Origin of the sequence: Streptomyces sp. NPDC127117, assembly GCF_042677325.1 — a bacterium.
In the GTDB taxonomy this organism is placed as follows: domain Bacteria; phylum Actinomycetota; class Actinomycetes; order Streptomycetales; family Streptomycetaceae; genus Streptomyces.
Map to the genome: position 1 here is coordinate 13179 of NZ_JBHXTM010000013.1, position 20862 is coordinate 34040.

At 70.5% G+C, this 20862-nt stretch carries 17 protein-coding genes and 1 pseudogene; 8 read left to right on the forward strand and 10 right to left on the reverse strand.

The window, feature by feature from the left end; all coding sequences use genetic code 11:
• Window positions 1–48: 48 nt before the first annotated feature.
• Complete coding sequence (locus tag ACFVH0_RS13940) at window positions 49–720, reverse strand: DUF305 domain-containing protein (RefSeq protein WP_385819796.1); 672 nt, start codon at window positions 718–720, stop codon at window positions 49–51.
• Between the two features lie 103 nt (window positions 721–823).
• On the reverse strand, window positions 824–1267 hold the full coding sequence (locus ACFVH0_RS13945; RefSeq protein ID WP_385819797.1) for a hypothetical protein: 444 nt from the start codon (window positions 1265–1267) through the stop codon (window positions 824–826).
• A gap of 173 nt (window positions 1268–1440) precedes the next feature.
• Between ACFVH0_RS13945 and ACFVH0_RS13950 the strand changes: the two are divergent.
• Window positions 1441–1622: pseudogene (locus ACFVH0_RS13950) on the forward strand (amino acid permease); the annotation flags it as partial.
• Between the two features lie 120 nt (window positions 1623–1742).
• On the opposite strand, the gene ACFVH0_RS13955 reads toward ACFVH0_RS13950, so the two are convergent.
• Window positions 1743–2567 carry an alpha/beta fold hydrolase gene (locus tag ACFVH0_RS13955; protein WP_385819798.1) on the reverse strand — a complete coding sequence of 275 codons (825 nt, stop codon included), beginning with the start codon at window positions 2565–2567 and terminating at the stop codon, window positions 1743–1745.
• A gap of 57 nt (window positions 2568–2624) precedes the next feature.
• On the opposite strand from ACFVH0_RS13955, the gene ACFVH0_RS13960 reads away from it, so the two are divergent.
• The 3 genes from ACFVH0_RS13960 (at window position 2625) to glpK (ending at window position 5645) form a co-directional block, all read left to right on the forward strand.
• On the forward strand, window positions 2625–3098 hold the full coding sequence (locus ACFVH0_RS13960) for a MarR family winged helix-turn-helix transcriptional regulator (RefSeq protein ID WP_385819799.1): 474 nt from the start codon (window positions 2625–2627) through the stop codon (window positions 3096–3098).
• 137 nt (window positions 3099–3235) lie between these two features.
• On the forward strand, window positions 3236–4081 hold the full coding sequence (locus ACFVH0_RS13965; RefSeq protein ID WP_385819800.1) for an MIP/aquaporin family protein: 846 nt from the start codon (window positions 3236–3238) through the stop codon (window positions 4079–4081).
• A 46-nt stretch (window positions 4082–4127) separates the two neighbouring features.
• Window positions 4128–5645 (forward strand): glycerol kinase GlpK, encoded by a 1518-nt coding sequence (gene glpK / locus ACFVH0_RS13970; RefSeq protein ID WP_385819801.1) that lies wholly within the window; start codon window positions 4128–4130, stop codon window positions 5643–5645.
• A 52-nt stretch (window positions 5646–5697) separates the two neighbouring features.
• On the opposite strand, the gene ACFVH0_RS13975 is transcribed toward glpK, so the two are convergent.
• The 4 genes from ACFVH0_RS13975 to ACFVH0_RS13990 are packed head-to-tail and all read right to left on the reverse strand — an operon-like array spanning window position 5698 to window position 11687.
• Window positions 5698–7965, reverse strand: a complete 2268-nt coding sequence (locus tag ACFVH0_RS13975) for a M20/M25/M40 family metallo-hydrolase (RefSeq protein ID WP_385819802.1) — start codon at window positions 7963–7965, stop codon at window positions 5698–5700.
• A complete protein-coding gene (locus ACFVH0_RS13980; protein WP_385819803.1) occupies window positions 7962–9371 on the reverse strand; it encodes an AMP-binding protein in 1410 nt (469 codons plus the stop codon). Before ACFVH0_RS13980 ends, ACFVH0_RS13975 begins: the two co-directional genes overlap by 4 nt.
• A gap of 55 nt (window positions 9372–9426) precedes the next feature.
• Window positions 9427–10650, reverse strand: coding sequence for an MFS transporter (locus ACFVH0_RS13985; protein WP_385819804.1), 1224 nt, complete (start codon window positions 10648–10650; stop codon window positions 9427–9429).
• A gap of 2 nt (window positions 10651–10652) precedes the next feature.
• On the reverse strand, window positions 10653–11687 hold the full coding sequence (locus ACFVH0_RS13990; RefSeq protein ID WP_385819805.1) for a pyridoxal-phosphate dependent enzyme: 1035 nt from the start codon (window positions 11685–11687) through the stop codon (window positions 10653–10655).
• Between the two features lie 490 nt (window positions 11688–12177).
• Here ACFVH0_RS13990 and ACFVH0_RS13995 point away from each other — a divergent pair, with 490 nt between their 5' ends.
• Together ACFVH0_RS13995 and ACFVH0_RS14000 are read left to right on the forward strand one after the other, a co-directional pair.
• A complete protein-coding gene (locus ACFVH0_RS13995; RefSeq protein WP_385819806.1) occupies window positions 12178–14211 on the forward strand; it encodes a transglycosylase domain-containing protein in 2034 nt (677 codons plus the stop codon).
• Between the two features lie 11 nt (window positions 14212–14222).
• Window positions 14223–15509, forward strand: coding sequence for a hypothetical protein (locus tag ACFVH0_RS14000; protein ID WP_385819807.1), 1287 nt, complete (start codon window positions 14223–14225; stop codon window positions 15507–15509).
• Between the two features lie 62 nt (window positions 15510–15571).
• Here the strand turns inward: ACFVH0_RS14000 and ACFVH0_RS14005 are convergent, their stop codons facing one another.
• From ACFVH0_RS14005 to ACFVH0_RS14015, 3 genes are read right to left on the reverse strand one after another with little or no spacing between them, the layout of a single operon-like run.
• Complete coding sequence (locus ACFVH0_RS14005; RefSeq protein WP_385819808.1) at window positions 15572–16606, reverse strand: ABC transporter substrate-binding protein; 1035 nt, start codon at window positions 16604–16606, stop codon at window positions 15572–15574.
• 52 nt (window positions 16607–16658) lie between these two features.
• Window positions 16659–17522, reverse strand: a complete 864-nt coding sequence (locus ACFVH0_RS14010; protein WP_385819809.1) for an ABC transporter permease — start codon at window positions 17520–17522, stop codon at window positions 16659–16661.
• A complete protein-coding gene (locus ACFVH0_RS14015; protein WP_385819810.1) occupies window positions 17512–18327 on the reverse strand; it encodes an ABC transporter ATP-binding protein in 816 nt (271 codons plus the stop codon). The genes ACFVH0_RS14010 and ACFVH0_RS14015 overlap by 11 nt, the downstream gene beginning before the upstream one ends.
• A 219-nt stretch (window positions 18328–18546) precedes the next feature.
• On the opposite strand from ACFVH0_RS14015, the gene ACFVH0_RS14020 reads away from it, so the two are divergent.
• Window positions 18547–20145: an ATP-binding protein gene (locus ACFVH0_RS14020; RefSeq protein WP_385819811.1), complete on the forward strand. Its 1599-nt coding sequence runs from the start codon at window positions 18547–18549 to the stop codon at window positions 20143–20145.
• The gene (locus ACFVH0_RS14025) at window positions 20142–20840 is read left to right on the forward strand and encodes a response regulator (protein ID WP_385819812.1); all 699 of its coding nucleotides are present in this window, start codon (window positions 20142–20144) and stop codon (window positions 20838–20840) included. Before ACFVH0_RS14020 ends, ACFVH0_RS14025 begins: the two co-directional genes overlap by 4 nt.
• Window positions 20841–20862 lie beyond the last annotated feature (22 nt).

Below are 20862 nucleotides of genomic sequence, written 5' to 3' on the forward strand. Positions count from 1 at the left end.
AGGGGGGTGCGGGCCGCCGCACGGCGCGGGCCCGCACCCCTGCCGGGATCAGAGCCTGTCGATGATCTTGTTCATCTGCTCGATCTCGGCGATCTGGGCCGTGACGACGGCACCGGCGAGCTTCTTCGCTTCGGCATCGGCGCCGTTCTTCTGCTCGTCCTCGGCCATGGTGACGGCGCCCTGGTGGTGCCCGATCATGAGCTGGGCGAACTTCTTGTCGAAGTCCTTGCCCTTGGCGGCGGCCAGGTCACCCATGTCCTTGCCGGACATCATTCCGGGCATCCCCGAACCGTCCGGGCCGTGGTCCATCCCGGGCATGTCGTCCATCGCGGAGGACGAGGGCAGCGGCTTGCCCCAGGACGTCAGCCAGCCCTTCATCGTGTTGATCTCGGGGTCCTGGGCCTTCTCGATCGCGGTGGCCAGCTTCTTGATCTCGGGGTCGGCGGCGCGGCCGTCGGCCAGCTTCGCCATCTCGATGGCTTGCTGGTGGTGCGGGATCATCTGCTGCGCGAACTTCACGTCGGCATCGTTGAACTTGCCGCCGGGGGTGGCCGGTGCGGAGGCGCCGGCCGAGCCGTGGTCCATGCCGGGCATGGACGAACCGTCGGACTTCGAGCCGTCGGAGGAGCCGCAGGCGGTCAGTGCCAGCGCGAGGACTGCGACGGTGCCGGCCGCCGCGAGGGTGCGGCGCCGGGCGGTGGAGCAACGGGAAGCGGACATCACAGGTTCTTTCCGGGTGGATGCGCCACGTCCGTGGCGCGCGAAAGGGGCAGGTTCGTCCGGCCGGTCCGGCCTCGAAGGGCCGTGGAGCGGCGGAGTCCTGTCACGTCCGCGCGATGCACACCCGGAGCAGCAGCTCTCTTCCGGCGAACGGCGGTCCCCGCCGGGCCGGACCGCGTACGGCCGTACGGCGCCCGGTGAGCCCCCGGACGGCCAGGAGCACCAGGCCCAGCGCCATCAGCAGCGGCAGCACCCGGTCACGGGCATGGGTGAACACGCATGACTCGCCGTTCATCGCGGACATCGCGTCCGCCACCCGGACGGGAGCGTGCTCGCCCCGCATGGCGGAGTGGCCGGCGCTCACCGCCGTGGGCCCCGGTGGGGCCGCCGTCACGGCCATCGCGTCATGACAGCCGTCCGCGGCGCTCGCGGGTGCTCCGTGCATGAGGAACAGCCCGAGCAGGACGGCGCAGAGCAGCAGCATCCGGGAGGCTCCCGGTGTGCGTGTCCGTTCGCGATCCACGGCTGCCTCGAATTGCTCGGTCATACGGGTCGATGGGTCCTGCGGTGCGCGCCCGACGATACCCCCACCGGGTTTCCCGTCGACGCCCCGCCCCCTGCCGGACACCTCGCTCGGTCACCGTGCACCGCTGGCGACCGGAGGGGGCGACGACCACGTCGGCAGCGGCGGCGACGGGTGGACCGAAGCGCCGTCCGGGTGTGTTCGACGCCGTGGTGATCGGTCTGGGCTCGATGATCGGGGCGGCTGTCTTCGTCGCGCCGTCGCCCGCCGCGGGCGCGGCCGGGTCGGGCTGCCGCTGGGGCCGGTGGTGGCCGCGCCGGTGGCGTACTGCACCGCGACGCCCTCACTCCGGCCGGCCGCCCGCCGTCCGGAGTCCGGAGTCCGGCGGCACCTTCCACGTCGAGCACCTGCGCCTGGGGCCGCACGACGCCCCGGCACGGGCCGCCGCGGGAGGCGGACGACGCGCTGGCCGCCGCCTCCCGCTGACCCCGGCACCGCCCTACCGGGGGCGCACGGCCGCCAGGAAGTCTCCGAGGATCTCGCCGAAGACGTCCGGTTTCTCCATGTTGGGGTAGTGGGCGGCGCCCTCGACGATCGCCTCCCGCCCGTCGGCGACCGTCCGGACCAGGCGCCGGGCCATGGCGAGCTGGTCCGCGCCGTCGATGCCTCCGTTGACGGCCAGGACCGGGATCTCGATCCCCGCCGCCCGCGCCCAGGTATCGGGAACGGGCACCCGCAGGTCGGGTTCGTCGCCGCGGTGCTTGGACAGCGTCCGGGCCGCCATCTCGCGCACCCGCCGCACGACCGCGCCGTCGACGTCGTCGAGTGTGCGGTGCGGGCCCGCCGCGAAGAGCATGAAGGCGTCGAGCCACCCCTGGATGTCACCCTCTTCCAGGGCGCGGGCCTGCGCGGCCAGGACCCGCCGGGACCAGGGGTCGTCGAATGCGGGCTCGCTGGTCCCCGCCCCGCTGACGACCAGCGCGCGCACCAGATCCGGGTGTTCGAGCGCCGTGTCGACCGCGGTGGCAGCCCCCATCGACAGTCCGACCAGGATCGCGGGCCCGGCGTCGAGCCGGTGCAGCAGGGCGGCCACGTCGTCGGTGTGCCGGAAGGGCCTGGTCGCGTTGGCCGATCCACCGTGTCCGCGGGCGTCCGGCACGATCACGCGGTGGTTCCGGGCGAGTTCCGGCACCTGGTCGTCCCACATCCCGTGGTCCAGGAAGCCGCCGTGCAGCAGTACCAGCGGCGGGCCCTCGCCGGTGTCGCGGTGGACGAGGCGCCCGTCCCCGGTCTCGATGAAGTTCAGCTCGGAAGCAGCATTCATGACAACCAAGGTGCCATTCTCTCGCCGCAATGACAACCAAGGTGTCATCATTGCCGGATGACCGACATCGACCCACCCCTGGCACCCGAGGAACTGGCCCACCGGCTGACGGAGGTCTTCGCCCTGGTCGGCCCGCTCTACCGGCGTGTGCAGCGCAAGGTGGAGCAGGCCGCACCGATCGAGGGCCTCTCCGTCGGCGTGCGCGCCGTACTGGATCTGCTGCGCGAGAACGGGCCCATGACGGTCCCGCAGATGGGCCGGGCACAGGCGCTGAGCCGTCAGTTCGTGCAGCGCATGGTCAACGACGCCGCCGCGGCAGGACTGGCCGAGACCATCCCCAACCCCGCGCACCAGCGGTCGTCGCTGATCCGGCTGACCGGCAACGGACGGGCGGCGATCACAGCGGCCCTGGCCCGCGAGGCGTCGCTGCTGCGCCGGGTGGACGGGGAGCTCACCGACGCCGATGTGACGGCCTGCGTACGGGTGCTCGGCCGGATGCTGGAGGCCTTCGACCATGTCGACGTCGACTGAGACCCGGCACGGTTCCAGCCCGGGAAGGGGCGGGAACCGGCGTATCCGCCACCGAATGCGGAACCAACTGCCCCCGTCTACGCTCGGATGTGGATCTGTGCCGCAGAGGTCGTGAATCGACAGGAAGCGAGATCCACATGGAGCGGCTCAAGCGGTCGGGACTCGCCGGGGAACTCTCCGCGGAGTTCCTGGGCACGATGATCCTCATCCTCTTCGGCTGTGGTGTGGTGGCCCAGGTCGCGGCGGGCGGTGCCCTGACCGATCCGCCGGGCGGCCTCGGAAATCACGACAGCATCGCCTGGGCATGGGGTCTCGGAGTCACCCTGGGTGTCTATGTGGCGGGCCGGCTCAGCGGAGCCCATCTCAACCCCGCCGTGACCCTCTCCCTTGCCGCGTTCAAGGATTTCCCCTGGAAGAAGGTGGCGCCGTACTCGCTCGCCCAGCTCGCGGGGGCGTTCGTCGCGGCGCTGCTGGTGCGGTGGAACTACACGGAGGCGCTGGCGAAGGCGGACCCGGGGCACACCATCAAGACGCAGACCGTGTTCTCCACCCTGCCGGCCAACGGAAACCCCGCGCTCCCGGTGCACGAATGGGGTGCGCTGCGGGACCAGATCATCGGCACCGCGATCCTGGTGCTGCTGATCTTCGCGGTCACCGATCTCCTCAACACCCCGCCGGGTTCCAATCTCGGCCCGTTCATCGTGGGTCTCATCGTGGTGGCCATCGGTATGGCGTTCGGCACCAACGCCGGATACGCCATCAACCCGGCCCGCGACCTCGGCCCCCGGCTCGCCAGTTTCCTCACCGGCTACGGCGGGGCGTGGCGGGATCAGTACGGCAACTTCTACTTCTGGGTGCCGATCGTGGGCCCGCTGGTCGGCGGCCCGCTGGGGGCGTTCGTCTACAAGGTCTTCATCAGCCGTTTCCTCCCCTCGGTGGAAGCGGAACCGGAGGGAACCATCCCCGTACCGCCGGAGAAGTGACGCCCGGTTCCATCACCGAGCGCGGACCCAGGAGAGGCAGCAGGCCATGGCGGACTTCATCGGCGCAGTGGACCAGGGCACCACCAGCAGCCGCTTCATGATCTTCGATCACGGCGGCAACGAGGTGGCCAGACACCAGTTGGAGCACGAACAGATCCTGCCCCGCCCGGGCTGGGTGGAGCACGATCCGGTGGAGATCTGGGAGCGCACCAACTCGGTGATGCAGAACGCCCTGCGCGCCGGTGGTCTCAGCGGCACGGATCTCGACGCCATCGGGATCACCAATCAGCGCGAGACGACCGTCGTGTGGGATCCCCGTACCGGCCGGCCGTACTGCAACGCCATCGTGTGGCAGGACACCCGCACCGACTCGATCGCCAAGGCCCTGGAGGACGAGGGGCACGGCGAGGTCATCCGGCGCAAGTCGGGTCTCCCTCCGGCCACTTACTTCTCCGGCGGGAAGATCAAGTGGATCCTGGAGAACGTCGAGGGGGTCCGCGAGGCCGCGGAGCGGGGGCACGCGGTGTTCGGGAACACGGACTGCTGGGTGTTGTGGAATCTTACCGGCGGCCCCGACGGCGGCACCCACGCCACCGATGTGACCAACGCCAGCCGGACGATGCTGATGAATCTGGAGACGCTCGACTGGGACGACGAGCTGCTGGACATCTTCGGCATCCCCCGGTCGATGCTCCCCGCCATCAACCCCTCCTCCGACGCGGAGGCGTACGGCCGCACCCGCACCTCCCGCCCGCTGCGGGCCGCGGTCCCGGTCACCGGGGTGCTCGGCGACCAGCAGGCGGCCACCGTGGGGCAGGTGTGCTTCGAGCCGGGCGAGGCGAAGAACACGTACGGCACCGGCAACTTCCTGCTGCTCAACACCGGTACGAAGCTCATCCGGTCCAAGCACGGGCTGCTCACCACGGTCGCCTACCGGTTCGGGGAGAGTCCGGCGGTCTACGCCCTGGAGGGGTCGATCGCTGTCACCGGGTCGGCGGTGCAGTGGCTGCGGGACCAGATGAAGATCATCGCCGACGCGGCGGAGAGCGAGCGGCTTGCCCGGTCCGTCGCCGACAACGGCGGGATGTATTTCGTGCCGGCCTTCTCGGGGCTCTTCGCCCCGTACTGGCGCTCCGACGCCCGGGGCGCCATCGTCGGGCTGGCCAGGTACAACACCAACGCCCATCTGGCGCGGGCCACTCTGGAATCGATCTGCTACCAGAGCCGGGACGTGGTGGAGGCGATGGAGCAGGACTCCGGTGTCCATCTCGATGTGCTCAAGGTCGACGGCGGGGTCACGGCCAACGACCTGTGCATGCAGATACAGGCCGATGTGCTCGGTGTCCCCGTCAGCCGTCCGGTCGTCGCCGAGACGACCGCGCTCGGTGCCGCCTACGCCGCCGGTCTGGCCACCGGTTTCTGGCAGGACCTGGGCGAACTGCGCGAGCACTGGCAGGAGTCGAAGCGCTGGCAGCCTCAGTGGAGCGAGGCGCAGCGCGCGGAGGGTTACGCGAACTGGAAGCGGGCGGTGGAGCGCACTCTCGACTGGGTCAGCGTGGGATGAGGGTCCGTGCGGGCGTGCCCTGCCGGGTTCGCCCGCACGGACAGTCCGCGGCTCAGTCCTTCGATCGCAGTCCGGCCAGCAGTTGGTAGACCGTCTCGGTGCCCTGGCGCAGTGCTTGGACACCGATGTGTTCGTCGGTGCCGTGCATGCGCTTGAGCATGTCGCGGTTCACGGTGAACGGGTACATGCCGTACACGGGTACGTTCTGTTCCCGGAACGGCACCGCGCTGGTGACCGCCTCGAACTGGCAGGCGGTGGCCCGTACTCCGGGATGGGTCCGGCGTACGGCGCTCTGCCAGGCGCGGAACACATCGGTGTCGTGGTCGGAGTCGGGGGTGGCCAGATAGCCGCGCAGCCGGTCCAGTGCCTGCTGCTCGCTCTCACCGGGGTTGCCGACCACGCTCAGCGTCGCCCGGCTGCCGATCAGCGAGCGCAGTTCGGCGACGGTGCGTCCGGGGTCCTCGGCGCCCGGCAGGAAGGCGGCCCGGAACTCCGCGGTCGCCGTGCCCGGCACGATGCTCGGGTAGTACCCGGACCGGGCCGCAGTGAAGGCGAGCGTGGTCCGCAGCATCGCGTTGTGCAGCTCCGGGGTCTCGCTGAGCCGCACCACGCTCTCCCCCGCCCGGTCCCGCTGCCGGTCCGTGCGGGCGTCGAGCATCTCCCGCAACGCCTGGGCGAAGTGCCGGTCGGTGGTGGCCTCGGCCAGTTCGGCGAAGTACCTCCGGGACAGTGCGTTGGGGCGGATGTGGGCACGCCACTGGCCGAGTTGTTCGAGCACCTCGCCCAGCCGGATCACCGCCTGCCCGGAGAAGGGCTTGGAGGTGTGGGTGGCGTACGAGGAGGTCTCCAGGCGCAGCAGCAGGGATCGCTTGTCGTTGCAGGTCAGCGAGGCGATCATGGGCGTGGAGCCGTCGCGCTGGTTGAGCACCCAGCCGCCCTCGGTGATGACTGCGCCCGCCGCCACCCTGCCGGGGTGTTCGGTGAGGAACCAGCGCGCGCCGTACGGTCCCTGCTCCTCGTCGCAGTCGGACCAGAAGACGATGTCGCGGTCGAAGGAAGTCCCCTCCCGGACATGGCGCAGCAGTGCGGCGACGAAGGCGGCGTTGACGCCCTTCATGTCCAGGGAGCCGCGCCCGTACAGCTTGCCGTCCCTGATCTCTCCGGCGAAGGGGTCCGTCTCCCACCGGTCGCCGACGGCGGGCACCACGTCGGAGTGGCCGAGCAGGACCAGGGGTTTCTTCGTGGCCGGTCCGCGGCCGGGGATCCGGGCGAAGAAGTGGACGTTGCCGTCCTTCGGGGTGGGCACGATCTCGGTGCCGACCCCGGCGGCGCCGAAGATCCCCTGGAGCATCCGGGCGAGCGGCAGGGTGACCGCGCCGTCCCCGGGGTTGCTGGTGTTCTGCCGGATCATGGCGACGGCCAGGCCGACGGGGTCGGTGGGGTCGCCGTCGTAGGGGACGGTGGCGGTTCCGGTCGCCCCGGCGGCCCGCGCCGCGGGGGCCGCCGACGCCACCGCGCCGAGGCCCAGCACCGTGGAGGCGACGGCCGTCGCCCCGGCGCCGAGCACCGAGCGCCGGGACGGCCGGGTTCCGGGGAGGCCGTCGAGGCAGGCGGAGATGACCGCGGCCGGGTTCTCCTGGTGGGCGTAGTGGCCGCCCTCGACGGACGTCAGGGAGCATTCACCGCTGGTCCACTCGGCCCAGCGGCGCACGGTGACCTCGGGCACGTGCGGGTCGTCGGTGGCCCACACCGCGCGCAGATGGACCTGCGGAACGGCTCCACGGCGGCCGTCGTAGCGGGCGGCGAGTTGCAGATCGGCGATGACGGGAGGCAGCAGCACCTCCTCGAACTCGGGGTCCGCGAGGAGTTCCGGGTCGGTCAGTCCGGTTCCGGCGACGAAGGCACGGGCGTCCTCGACGGTCACGTCCTCGCCCCGGCCGTCGAAGTCGCCGGGGCACTGTCCGGCCACGGCGCAGAGCCTCGTGACGGGCACTCGGGCGTCGAGCAGCCGGCGGCAGGTCTCGTACGCCAGCAGGGCTCCGAGGCTGACGCCGATCAGTACCAGCCGTCGTCCGCCCAGCAGTTCACGTATCCCGGCCGCCACGGCGTCGGCGTAGACGGCCATGTCGGTGACGTGTTCCTCGTCGATCCGGGTGCCGCGGCCCGGTGGTGCGACGAACGCGAGGGTGGTGTCCTCGGGCAGCCGGCCGTGCCACCCCGCGAACGTGGAGCCGTGGGCGCCGGTGGGTGCGAAGCAGACGGCGAGGGTGCCGGTGCCCTGCGGCTGCTCGCCCGGGACGGTCAGCCATGGGTCGTTCATATCTGCTCCTCCTGCTGGATCTCGCGGCACAGTGCGGCGATCGCGGTGACGGTGGGTGCGCCGAGGATGCGGCGCAGCGGGATGCGGCGGCCCGCCGTCGCCGCGAGCCGGTTGGCGAGCCGTACGGCGAGCAGGGAGTGGCCCCCGGCGTCGAAGAAGTTCTGGTCCGCCGATGCGGGCGGTGCGCCGAGCAGCTCCTGCCAGAGTGCGGAGACGGCGGCCTCGGTGGCGTCGGACGGGATGAATCCGGCGGCCCGTTCCTGCCCGATGTCCGCCACGAGCGTCCGCAGGGCGGTGCGGTCCAGCTTGCCGTTGGTGCTCAGCGGGAGCCGCGGCAACTGCTGGATGCGGGCCGGCAGCATGTAGTCGGGCAGCCGGTCGCGCAGATATGCGCGCAGTGCGGCAGGGGATGTCTCCTCATCGGAGGTGACGCAGGCGACGATGCGTGTTTCGCGGTCCTCGCTCTGTGCGTAGGCCCCCGCGTCGGTGACGTCCGGTGCCTTGCGCAGAGTGGCCTCGATCTCCTCCAGCTCGACGCGGTAGCCACGCACCTTGATCTGGTTGTCGGCGCGGCCGGTGATCTCCAGTACGGAGTCCGGGAGTTTGCGGCCCCGGTCGCCCGTGCGGTACTGCCGGATTCCGGCTCCGTCGGTGGTGAAGCGGTCCTCGCCGTCGCCGCCGACGTAGCCGAGGGCCAGTGGTGGTCCGGAGACCCACACCTCGCCGGACACGCCGTTCGGCAGCCGCCGGCCGAGCCGGTCGCGGACCGAGAGCGAGGCGCCCGCCACGGGGCTGCCGACGGGGACACGTTCGGCGTCGGCGGGCAGTCGGGCGGTGTCGTAGGCGGCGACGTTGGAGGCGGTCTCCGTCATGCCGTACAGGTTGAGCAGGGTGGCGTCGGGCCAGACCTCGCGGAAGCGCCGGACGGTTTCCACGGGCAGGGTGTCGGCGCCGCTGGTGACCAGGACCGGCCGGTGTCCGCCGGAGTGTCCGGCGCTCTCCGCCAGCAGTCCGTCGAGCAGCTGCGGGGTCAGGAAGAGGTGGGTGATCCGTTCCTGCCGGACAGTGGCGGCGAAGAGCGCCGGGTCGAGGAGCAGGGTGAAGCCCTGGGAGCGGGGTATGCCGCGCGCCGGGTTGCCGATCGAGGCGTTGATGGTCTTCATGCCGATGACCGGCGCCCGTCCCTCCTCGGTGAGCGCCCCGGGCATGGCCGGCAGCCTGGCCGCGTCGCCCTGCGGGGTGGTCCAGCCGAGGTGGGCCTCCTCGGGAAGGACGGAGTGTCCGGCGGAGTGCAGCCTGAGCGCCTGGGCCACCGTCGCCACGATGTCCACGTCGCGGGCGGCCTCGATGACGTCCGCTCGGGTCAGACAGCGGAAGTGGCGGTCGGGGTACTGCTCGAAGTCCATGGCGGGCGGGGCTCCTTGGCGAAGGGGGTGGCGGTGGGGACGGTGCGGGGCGGACTCAGTCGCCGGTTGCGGGTGCCGCGCGGAGCATCACGAAGGGGACGAGCGCACCGAGCAGCAGCACACCGGCGAGCACGATCCAGCCGGCGGTGCCGAGGGCGAGGACGACGCCGGTCATCAGCACCGGGCCCGCGACCCGGTTGGCCACGGTGCGGCTGGTGTTGAACAGCACCAGGTACGCGCTGCGCGCCCCCTCCGGTGCCAGATCGAAGGAGAGGGTCCACGAGGCACCCACCTGTAGCAGTTCGGCGAAGGTCAGCAGGACGACGGCCGCGCCGAGCACCAGCAGTGCCTGCCGTGCCCCGAAGCCTGGAGCGGCGGCGAAGGCCAGGGCGCCGCCGCTGAGCAGCAGCGCCGCGGCGGCGTAGGAGAACCAGGCCCGGCGGGTGGTGCGGTAGCAGCGGTTGAGCGGGTACTGCAGGGCGATGCACAGCACGGTGTTGACGGCGTACAGGATGCCGACGTAGCGCTCCGGTACGTCGGTCGCGGTGACGAGCCAGAGCGGGAAGGCCACGTTGAGGACCGGCATCCAGAGCGACACCAGTGCGTTGTACGCGGTGAAGCCGAGCAGCCTGCGGTCCTTCAGCAGCTCCGCCACCCCGCCGCCGGCCGCGGTCGTCGCTTCCTCGCGCCGCGCGGTGGCGTAGACCGCGGCCACCGCGACATAGGCGAGCGCGCCGCCGATCAGCAGTGGCCGGAAGGCTTCGGGCGCTCCTGAGCCCAGCGCGACCCCGGCGATCAGCCCGCCCAGGCTGATGCCGAGGTTGACGACGGTGCGTTGGACGGCCATCACCTTCGCGCGCAGGCTCTCCGGGGCGCGCGCGCCGACGTACGACTGGACCAGTGGGGGCGAGGACTGCTCGGTGACGGCGATGACGGCGACGACGAGGAGGAAGCTCCACCAGCCGTCGACCCACAGGTAGCCGATGGTCGCCAGGGCGCGCAGCAGCATCACACCGATCAGCACCGGCTTCGGCCCGTGGCGTCCGGCCAGCCGGGCGATGGGTACGGCGGCGGCGACGGCCACGGCTCCGCCGATGGTCAGGCCGGTACCGACGGACGCGGTGCTGAGATGGACGACCTTGACGAAGTAGATGGTCGAGACGGCGAGGAAGAGTCCCGTTCCGGTCCACTCGATCAGCGTGGCGGCCTGCACCAGCGGCAGGAACTGCCGGTGGCCGGGGCGCGTTCGCTGCCGGTCGAGGGTGGTGCTGGTGCCCATGTTCAGTGCTCCTGGTGCTTCCGGTCGAAGAAGAGTCCTTCGCTGCGCAGTTGTTCCACGGCGGAGGTGATCTCCTTGGCGACACCCCGTTCGTCGGCCCAGTTGTCGGAGTAGAGGGTGTCGCGGTACTTGGCGCCGCCGTCCGCGGCCAGGCAGACCGCGAGCCGGCCGTCGGTCCCGGCCGTCTCCTGATCGGTCAGCATCGCGCGGACCGCGCAGCCGCTGGAGCCGCCGTGTGCGAGCCCGATGTCCTCGGCGGTGATCCGGCAGACGGCGATCGCCTCGATGTCGTCGACGTGCACCGCCCGGTCGTAGCTGTGCGGTGTCCTCGGGAAGACGGACGGCCGGCCGGCTCCGATGCCCGGGACCAGGCGCCGTCCGGCACTGCCCGAGACGGCCGGTGAGCCGCGCACGTCCACGGCTGTCGCGGTGACGTCGGGCCGGTGCTCGCGCAGATGGGCGCTGATGCCCGCGAGCGTGCCGCCGGTGGAGACCGGTACGTACACCGCGCCGAGTTCCGGTCCGGCCTGCTCGGTGAGTTCGGGTCCGGTGGTGCGCCGGTGGATCTCGGGGGCGGCCCAGTTCTCGTACTGGTCGGGCCAGCGGTATCCGGGGTTGTCCGCGCACAGTTCGCGCACCAGGCGCGGCCGGCTGAGCAGATGGCCGCCCGGTCCGTCGGGCCGGTCGACGACGATCACCCGCGCTCCGCTGTCGGCGAGGCTGCGGCGGGTGACGTGCGGGGTCTTGAGGTCGACCACGGCGAGGAATTCACAGCCGACCGCCGGCAGCAGCCGGGCCAGGGCGAGGCCGAGGTTGCCCGAGGTGGATTCCACCACCACCGTGCCGGGGGTGAGCGGCCGTTCGTCGTGCAGTGACCGCAACGGGCCGACGGCGCTGCGGTCCTTCACCGATCCGGTGGGGCCGTGTTCTTCCGGTTTCAGTCCCAGCCGCCGGACCCGGCCCCGGTGGGCGACGTCCGGACGGTGCAGGGGAGTTGCGCGAAGGGCCCGTGCCACTACGGGATTGACACGCGACACGGCTTCTCCCTGTGCGATGCGTCGTTCGACCAAGGCGATGGAGCGACCGGCCATCCCGGCTGCGCGCTCTCAGACCATAGGCGGGCGGCCCCGGTGTCACCACGGCACTGCGGCGCACGCGTGTCGCCGTTGGCCAGAACAGCGCTTGACGCTCCGTCGTTTCCGTCCGAGATCCGGTGAAGGCTGAGGAACGGTCCGGGGCGGCGGCGGGGCCGGGGAAACCGCGCCGGGTCGAATTGGCCGGTTCGTTGCCGGGCCGCCCCTGCGACAGGGCGGACGGCGGACGGGCCGCGACCCCGAAGGAGGTGACCGGCACCCCCTCTCCCGAGGCCTGTTATCTTTACGTGACTTCGCGACAGAACTCTCGGTCATGCTTTGGCCTTTGATCTGTTGGCGTCGATGTGCCGGCGTGTGGCGGCGGACGTTCAATGACCACTGCACGGGCGCGGTCGCGGTCTGCGGCCGGCCCGGCCTGTCATGGCTGGACGGAATGACACAGCACAACAGATTCAGCAGGGCGGCACGGGCCGCACGAGCGGTGCTGGTCCCGGGGACGGGGCGCCGGAAGCAGAAGAAGGAGCGCCCGCTCGCCCGCAGGCCGCGCAGACCGGACTACCCACGCGCGGGCCGGCGCGGCTGGCGAAGATGGGTGCCCTCGTGGCGGCTGGCCCTGGGCTCGGTCCTGATGTTCACCGCGACACTGGCGACGGTGGTGGGCATCGCCTACGCCCGTACGGACATACCCGAGGACCTCAATGCCTTCGCCACCCAGCAGGACACCGTCTACTACTGGTCCGACGGCACCCCGATGGCCCGGACCGGCTGGGTGAGCCGCCAGGAAATGCCACTGTCGAAGATCCCCGACCATGTCCGATGGGCCGTACTGGCCGCCGAGAACGCCGACTTCTACTCCGACCACGGCATATCGGTACAAGGGATCACCCGCGCGCTGTGGCGCACGGTCGGCGACGGGGACACCCAGGGCGGGTCCACCATCACCCAGCAGTACGTGAAGAACGTCTATCTGTCGCAGGACCAGTCCTTCTCGCGGAAGTTCACCGAGATGCTGCTGGCGGTCAAACTGGACAGCCGCCTGAGCAAGGACAAGATCCTCCAGGAGTACCTGAACACCAGTTGGTTCGGCCGTGGCACCTACGGTCTCCAGCGCGCCTCGCAGGCCTACTACGGCAAGGAGGTCACCCAGCTCAACGCCAGCGAGGGCGCCTTCCTCGCCTCCCTGCTCAAGGGGGCCTCGCTGTACGATCCGGCGGTCAACCCCGGCAACCGTGAACGGGCCGTCGAGCGTTGGCGGTGGACGCTGGACCGCATGGTGGAGATCGGCAGGCTGAGCCCGGCCGAACGGGCCACGTACACCACCTTCCCCGAGCCGAAGCCCCCGCACCGGCCCAACAGCGCGGGCGGGCAGAACGGCTATCTCGTACAGCTCGCCGAGTCGTACGCCAAGCGGGCCGGGCACATCTCCGACGCACGCTTCGACCTCGGCGGCTACCAGATCTACACGACGTTCGAGAAGCCGCGGATGACCGCCCTCACCCGGTCCGTCCGCGATGCGCGCAAGGCCCTCGATCCCAAGCGGCGCAAGGCCGACCGCTCCGTCCGCTTCGGCGCGTCGACCGTTGCCGCGGACGGCCGGATCCTCGCGGTGTACGGCGGACCGGACTTCGAGAAGCAGGCATTCAACGAATCCAACGCGGGCACCGTCCCGGCCGGCTCGGCGTTCACCCCCTTCGTCTACGCCGCCGGCCTCCAGCACGGCGTGACACACGAACGCAACGGACCGCGCTCCACCGTCACACCGCAGACCGAGTACGACGGCGACGACGACATACCCGTCATGACACCCGAAGGCCCGTACTGGGACCGCAGCGGGAAGATGGTCAAGGGCGACAACGACGGTGACGAGTCCTTCGGCCGGATCAGCCTGCACGACGCCATGGCGAATTCCGTGAACTCCCCCTTCCTCCAGCTCGGCATGGACACGGGGCTCAAGCTGGTCCGCAGCACGGCCGAGGCATCGGGGCTGCTGCCCTCCAGCTTCGGCCCGCCCGTCCCGGCGTTCGCGATGGGCAGCTCCACCCCCAGCGCCATCCGGATGGCCGACGCGTACGGCACGTTCGCGGCGCGCGGGATGCACACCGATCCGTATTCGGTCGCCAAGATCACCCGCAACGGCGAACCGGTCCGGCTCGACCTGCCGAAGCCGAGACGCGCCGTCCGGTCCGATGTCGCCGACGAGATCACCAGATCGCTCAGCCGGCCCGGCGAGCTCGGAGTCGCGCCGGCCGGCCCGGTCGCGGTCAAGGCCGGAACCACCGAGGACGACACCGCGCGCTGGTACGTCGGGTACGGCCCGACCGCGTCCACCGCCGTCGTCGTCTACCGCATGGACCTGACGAAGAGCCTCGCCCCGCTGCCGCTCAAGGGCCTGGCGGGTGGCACCGAGGACGACGGGAAGCTCCCGGCCCTGATCTGGAACACATACACGAAGGCCATGACGAAGTGACGGATACCAGAGTGAAGTCGACCGCACGCCGAATACGGGCCCGTCTGACGCCCCGTATCGTCCTGGGGCTCGCGGCCTGTCTCGTGGTGTCGGGTTCCGCGGCGCTGGTGCCGCTGATGTCCGACGAGACCTCGGACGCCCACACCCCGGAGCAGAGCGCCAGAACCGTCGCCGCGCCGACGCCGACCGCCCGGGAGCACCGCGGGAGCGGCGGGGGCACCGAGGAGGAGGAGTGGGACGGAAAGGTCAAGATCCTCGGCGACGGCTCCACGTCGTACACCGGTCCGCAGCCGTCCCAGCTGAAGGCCGAGCGGCTCAAGCCGGGTGAGCGGCCGCCGCAGTTCGTGGTGTTCTCGTGGGACGGCGCGCTGGAGGGCGACGACCACATGTTCTCCCGTTTCCGCCGTGCGGCGAAGGAGAGCAACGCGCACATGACGTTCTTCCTCACCGGCATCTATCTGCTCCCGAAGGAGAAGCGGGACCTCTACCACCCGCCGCAGCACAAGGCCGGCTCCGCCGCCATCTCGTACCCGACGCGCGAGCACATCCGGATGACGCTGGAACAGCTCGGCGACGCCTGGCGGGAGGGCAACGAGATCGGCTCGCATTTCAACGGCCACTTCTGCGAGAAGAAGGGCGGTGGGGACTGGAGCAAGGACGAGTGGATCAGCGAGATCGGACAGTTCTACTCCTTCGTGCAGAACTGGAAGACGAACACCGGCTACAAGGACCTCGACCCGCTCCCCTTCGACCCCACCCGTGAGGTCGTCGGCGGGCGAGCCCCCTGTCTGGAGGGCCAGAAGACCCTGCTGCCGGCGTCCAAACCGTTCGGCTGGCGCTACGACGCGAGCTCCCCGGGCGACTTCCAGGTCTGGCCGTCCAAGAAGAACGGGATCTGGGACCTGCCGCTGCAGATGCTGCCGTTCCCCGGCAAGGACTTCCAGGTGCTGTCCATGGACTTCAACTTCCTCTACAACCAGTCCGAGGGCAGCACCGAGGGCGATCCCGCCAAGTACGAGACGTGGCGCAAGGAAGCACGGAACGCGTACGTCGCGGGCTTCAACCGGGTGTTCCACGGCAGCCGCGCACCGCTGTTCATCGGGAACCACTTCGAGGACTGGAACGGCGGGATATACATGGACGCCGCCGAGGACACGATGCGGGAGGTCTGCCCCCGCAAGGAGGTCCGCTGTGTGTCCTTCCGCGAACTGACCGACTGGCTCGACGCGCAGGACCCCAAGGTCCTCGCGCAGTGGCGGACCCTCGACCCCGCCCAGCCCCCGAGCTGGAAGCAGTAGGCGGCGCGCCCGGCCGGGACGGCTCCGGGAGCCGCACCGGCCGGGCGCCGGGACGCCTGCGGTCAGTTCGCCTTCTCGACGAACTCCGTGGTGTACGTCTTGGCGAGGTCCACCTCGGCGTTCTTCAGGTTCGGGTTGAAGGCCTTCAGGACCCGCTCGACGGTGGCGGGTCCGTCGGCGGGCATGACGCCGTCCTTGGTGAACATGGGCAGTGTGCTCTTGATCGCCTGCGCGTAGAGGGCCTTGCCGCCGCCCTGGGCGTAGTCGGCGGGCATCTTCGCGGCGATCTCGTCGGCGCTGTGCGTGGACATCCACTTCAGCGTCCTGACGAAGGCGTTGGCCAGCTTCTGGACGGTCTCCTTGTGGCTGTCGACCCACTCGGTCTGCATGTAGAGGCTGGACGACGGGTAGGGCCCGCCGAGCGCCTGCTCGGAGCCCTCGGGGGTCCGCATGTCGATGAGGATCCTGCCGAGCTTCTTGTCGAGGATGGTGGCGACCGTGGGATCGGTGGTCATGCCGCCCTCGATGGAACCCTGCTGGAGGGCGGAGATGAACGTCTGTCCCGCTCCGACGGCCACGGGGGTGAATTCGCTGGTCTTCACGCCGTTGCTCACGGCGAGGTACTTCGTCAGGAAGTCGGTCGACGAGCCGATGCCCGTGACGCCGAGCTTCTTGCCCTTGAAGTCCTTCGCCGAACGGACCTCCCCCGCCGCCTCGACGGAGACGATCTCGACCTCGCCGGGGGCCTGGGAGAACTGGACGACCGACTCGACCTGTTTGCCCTTCACCTGGAGGTCGAGGGTGTGGTCGTAGAAGCCGACCGTGCCCTGGACATCACCGGAGACCAGGGCCGTCTCGGCCTGGACGCCGGCGGGTTCGGTGAGGAGCTGGACCGACACGCCCTCCTCCTCGAAGTAGCCGAGCCGCTCGGTCAGCATCGCCGGCATGTAGATCACCTTGTCGAGGCCGCCGACCATGATCTTGACCTTGTCGCCCTTGCCACCGGAGGCCGAGTCGCCGGCACCGCAGGCGGTCAGGCTGGTCAGGGCGAGTACGCCGGCAACGACGAGGGCCGGGAGCCGGGTGGATGTGCGCATCTGATTCACGTCCTTGTGAAGAAACGGTCGGAGCAGGGATGGTGACGGAGCTTCAGCGGGCGGTGTCGGCGTCGGCCGGCTTCCAGCGGAAGAGCCGCTTCTCCAGGAAGGTCAGCAGGCCTTCGGCGAGCAGCGCGACGATCGCGAGGATCACCATCGCGGCGTAGACACCGGCGGCGTTGAACGTGCCCTGGGAGGCGGCGACCAGCAGGCCGAGCCCCTTGGTGGCCCCGATGTACTCCCCGACGATCGCGCCGATGAGTGCGAAACCGAAGCTCACATGCAGGCTGGTGAAGATCCACGAGGTGGCGGAGGGGATGACCACCTGCAGGGTGACCTGGCGGTTGCCGGCGCCCAGGATGCGGGAGTTGGCGACGAGGTTGCGGTCGACCTCCCGTGCGCCCTGGAAGGCGTTGAAGAAGACGGGGAAGAAGACGAGGACGACCGCCGAGGCGACCTTCGACGCCGGGCCGAGTCCGAACCAGATGAGGAAGATCGGGGCGAGCACGATCCGGGGCAGTGCGTTGAGCACCTTGATGTACGGGCCGAGCACATCGGCGGCGAACCGGACACGGCCGAGCGCGATCCCGAGCAGCACACCGGCGATCACACCGATGACCCAGCCGAGCAGCGCTTCGTACAGCGTGTACCAGATCTGCTCCCAGAGGGAGCCCTGGGCGGTTCCGTCGACGACCCAGGTGCGGATCTGGTCCCAGATCCTGGACGGCATGGAGAAGTTGAACGGGTCGATGACCGCGGTACGGGCCAGCCATTCCCACAGCCCGACGACCGCGAGGAGCACCGCGATCCGGCACCCGGTCACCAGGTACTTGCGGTTCCTGGCGGCCCTGGCCCGCTCCCGGGTCCGCCCGGTCTTCGTCACGGCGGCGCCCGCGGTGATGGTTTCAGGCGACATCGAGGGCACCCCTCTCGCGGGTGATGCGGACCTCATCGCCGAGCGAGGACCAGATCTCCCGGTAGATCTCCACGAACCGGGGCTCCAGCCGCACCTGCTCGACCTTGCGGGGACGGGGCAGGTCGATCTCGAAGACCTCCTTGACCGTGGCCGGTCCCGCGGTCATGACCACGACCTTGTCGGCCAGCGCGATGGACTCCTCCAGGTCATGGGTGACGAAGACCACGGAGGCACCGGTGCCGGCCCACAGCTCCAGCAGTTCGTCCGACATCAGGGCCCTGGTCTGCACATCGAGCGCGGAGAACGGCTCGTCCATGAGCAGGATCTCGGGGTCGTTGACGAAGGTGGCCGCGAGGGCGACGCGCTTGCGCTGACCGCCGGACAGCTGATGGGGGTAGCGGTCCGCGAAGGAGGAGAGACCGACCCTGGCGAGCCATTCCCGGGCCCGTTCCTTCGCCTCGGGCCTGGGCACGCCGCGGAAGCGGGGGCCCGCCATCACATTGGACAGCACGGTCCGCCAGGGGAAGACGGCGTCCTGCTGGAAGACGAAACCGACCTTGTCGCCGATGCCGCGCACCGGCTCGCCGGCCACCAGCACTTCGCCCTCGGTGGGCTCCTCCAGGCCGCTGACCAGAGTCAGCGTGGTCGACTTGCCGCATCCGGTGGGGCCGACCACGGCGACGAACTCGCCGCGCCCGATGGTGAGGTCCAGATCCCGTACGGCGGTGTGGAGCGCCCCCGACGGAGTCCGGAACGCTTTGCTCGCGCCCCGCAGTTCGATGGCGGGGCTCGTTTCGCTCTTCATGGGGCGGGACGCTAGAGGCGCCCCGAGGACGCGGGCACCCTTGCGCCCACAACTCCGGGTTCTGCTCATATCCCGGGGTTCTGCTCGTTCTGCTCACGGCCCCGGCAACGAATGCCCCACGAGGACTGGTCATCGGCTCGCGCGACGTTTACGTTGCGTTCACACGAGGACGAAACGGAGCATCATGTTCCTGGCAGGCGGAAGGCAGAGGGCGAGCAGATGCGCATTCACTGGCCGCGCCGTGTCTCCGCCCAGGTCCTCCTCACCCAGGTGGTCATCACCACCGGTGTGATCATGCTCGTCACGGGGCTCTTCCTCGCCCCGCTCAGCCATCAGCTCGACAACCAGGCGATGCACCAGGCGCTGTCCATCGCCCAGACCACCGCCGCCGAACCCGGTCTGGTCCGCGATCTGCGAGGCACCGATCCGAGCCCCGGCGGACCGGTGCAGGCCGAGGCGGAGCGGATCCGGCGGGCCACCGGGGCGCTGTACATCGTCGTGATGGACACCCGCGGGGTGCGCTGGTCGCACACCGACATCGCGCAGATCGGCAGGCATGTCTCGACCGACCCCAGCACGGCGCTGGGCGGCCGGGAGATCATGCAGATCGACGACGGAACCCTGGGCCGGTCGGCGCGTGCGAAGGTCCCGCTCCGCGACCAGCGGCAGAACATCGTGGGCGCCGTGTCGGTGGGCATCGCCTACGACAGCGTCCACGACCGGCTGCTGGGCGCGATTCCGGGTCTGCTGCTGTACTCCGGAGCGGCGCTCGCCGTCGGGGTGCTGGCCGCCCTGGCCGTGTCGCGGCGGCTCCGGCGCGGTACGCACGGGCTCGCCTTCGCCGACATCTCCGCACTGCTGGACGAGCGCGAGGCGATGCTGCACAGCATCCGTGAGGCAGTGCTCGCACTGGACGCACGGGGCCGGATCCGGCTGCTCAACGACGAGGCGCAGCGGCTGCTCGAACTGGACCAGGACGCGGTCGGACGTGCGCTGGGCGAGGTGCTGCCGCCCGGGCGTACGGCGCAGGTACTGGCGGGTCGGGTGGACGGGGCGAACCTGATCACCGTCTGCCGGGGCCGGGTGTTGATAGCCAACCGCATGCCCACCGGCGACGGCGGGGCGGTGGTAACCCTGCGCGACCGCACCGAGCTGGAGCTGCTGGGCCGTGAACTGGACTCCACGCACGGCCTGTTGGACGCGCTGCGGGCCCAGGACCACGAGCACGCCAACCGGCTGCACACGCTGCTGGGGCTGCTGGAGCTGGGCCGGCACGATGCCGCGGTGGAGTTCGTCGAGGAGGTGACCAGCGGTCACCGGGCCTCGGCGGAACAGGTCGCGGAGCGCGTCAACGACCCTTTGCTGTCCGCGTTGTTGGTGGGCAAGTCCGCCATCGCGGCGGAGCGGGGTGCGTCCCTGCGCATCTCGCCGGGCACCCGGCTCCCGGACGTGGTGGTGGACCCGCGCGATCTGGTGACCGCACTCGGCAATCTGATCGACAACGCGCTGGACGTCGCCACGCTCATCGAGGTCGAGCTGCTGGCCGAGGGCAGTACGGCGGTGCTGCGGGTCAGCGACAACGGGCCGGGGGTGCCTCCCGGGATGCGTGAGCAGATCTTCACCGAGGGCTGGTCCACCAAGGAGTCCCCCGCGCACCGCGGACGCGGCCTGGGTCTGGCGCTGGTGCGCCGGCTGGCCGAGCGCTACGGTGGCGCGGCCCGCGTCACGGCCCGGGCCGGCGGCGGCGCGGTCTTCACCGTGGTCCTGCCCGAGGCGCTCGACGTCCGGCCGCTGACAGAAGTGGGAGAGTCGCGATGATCGATGTCCTGGTGGTGGACGACGATTTCCGGGTGGCGGAGATCAATGCCGCGTACGTGGCCAAGGTTCCCGGCTTCCGGGTCGTCTCGCGTGCGCACACCGCCGCCCAGGCGCTGTCGTTCCTGGAGCGCGGCCATGTCGATCTGGTGCTGCTCGATCACTATCTGCCGGACGAGACGGGGCTGACGCTGGTGCGGCGGCTGCGCCAGCTCGGCCACCCGGCCGATGTGATCATGGTGACCGCGGCCCGCGATGTGGCGACCGTCCGCACCGCCATGCGGTACGGCGCGCTCCAGTACCTGGTCAAGCCGTTCAGCTTCAGCGGTCTGCGCGCCAAGCTGGAGAGTTACGCGGCCCTGCGGCGGACCCTCGAAGGGGTGGGCGGCGGCCGGGGCGAGGCCGGGCAGGAGCAGGTCGACCAGATCTTCGGCGCCCTGCGCACCACGGAGTCCGGCTCCGCGGCCGGACTGCCCAAGGGGCACTCCGCGCCCACCGCGGAGGTCATCCGCCATGTGCTGTCGGCCGCCGAGGGGCCGCTGTCCGCGCACGAGGTCGCCGTCCGGGCCGGTCTCAGCCGCTCAACCGCCCAGCGCTACCTCAAGTATCTGGAGGGCGCGGGCCGCATCAGCCTGAGCCTCAAGTACGGCGACACTGGTCGTCCCGAGCACCGTTACGCGTGGGCGAAGGCGAGTTGAGGGGCGTTCCGGCCGGATCGGC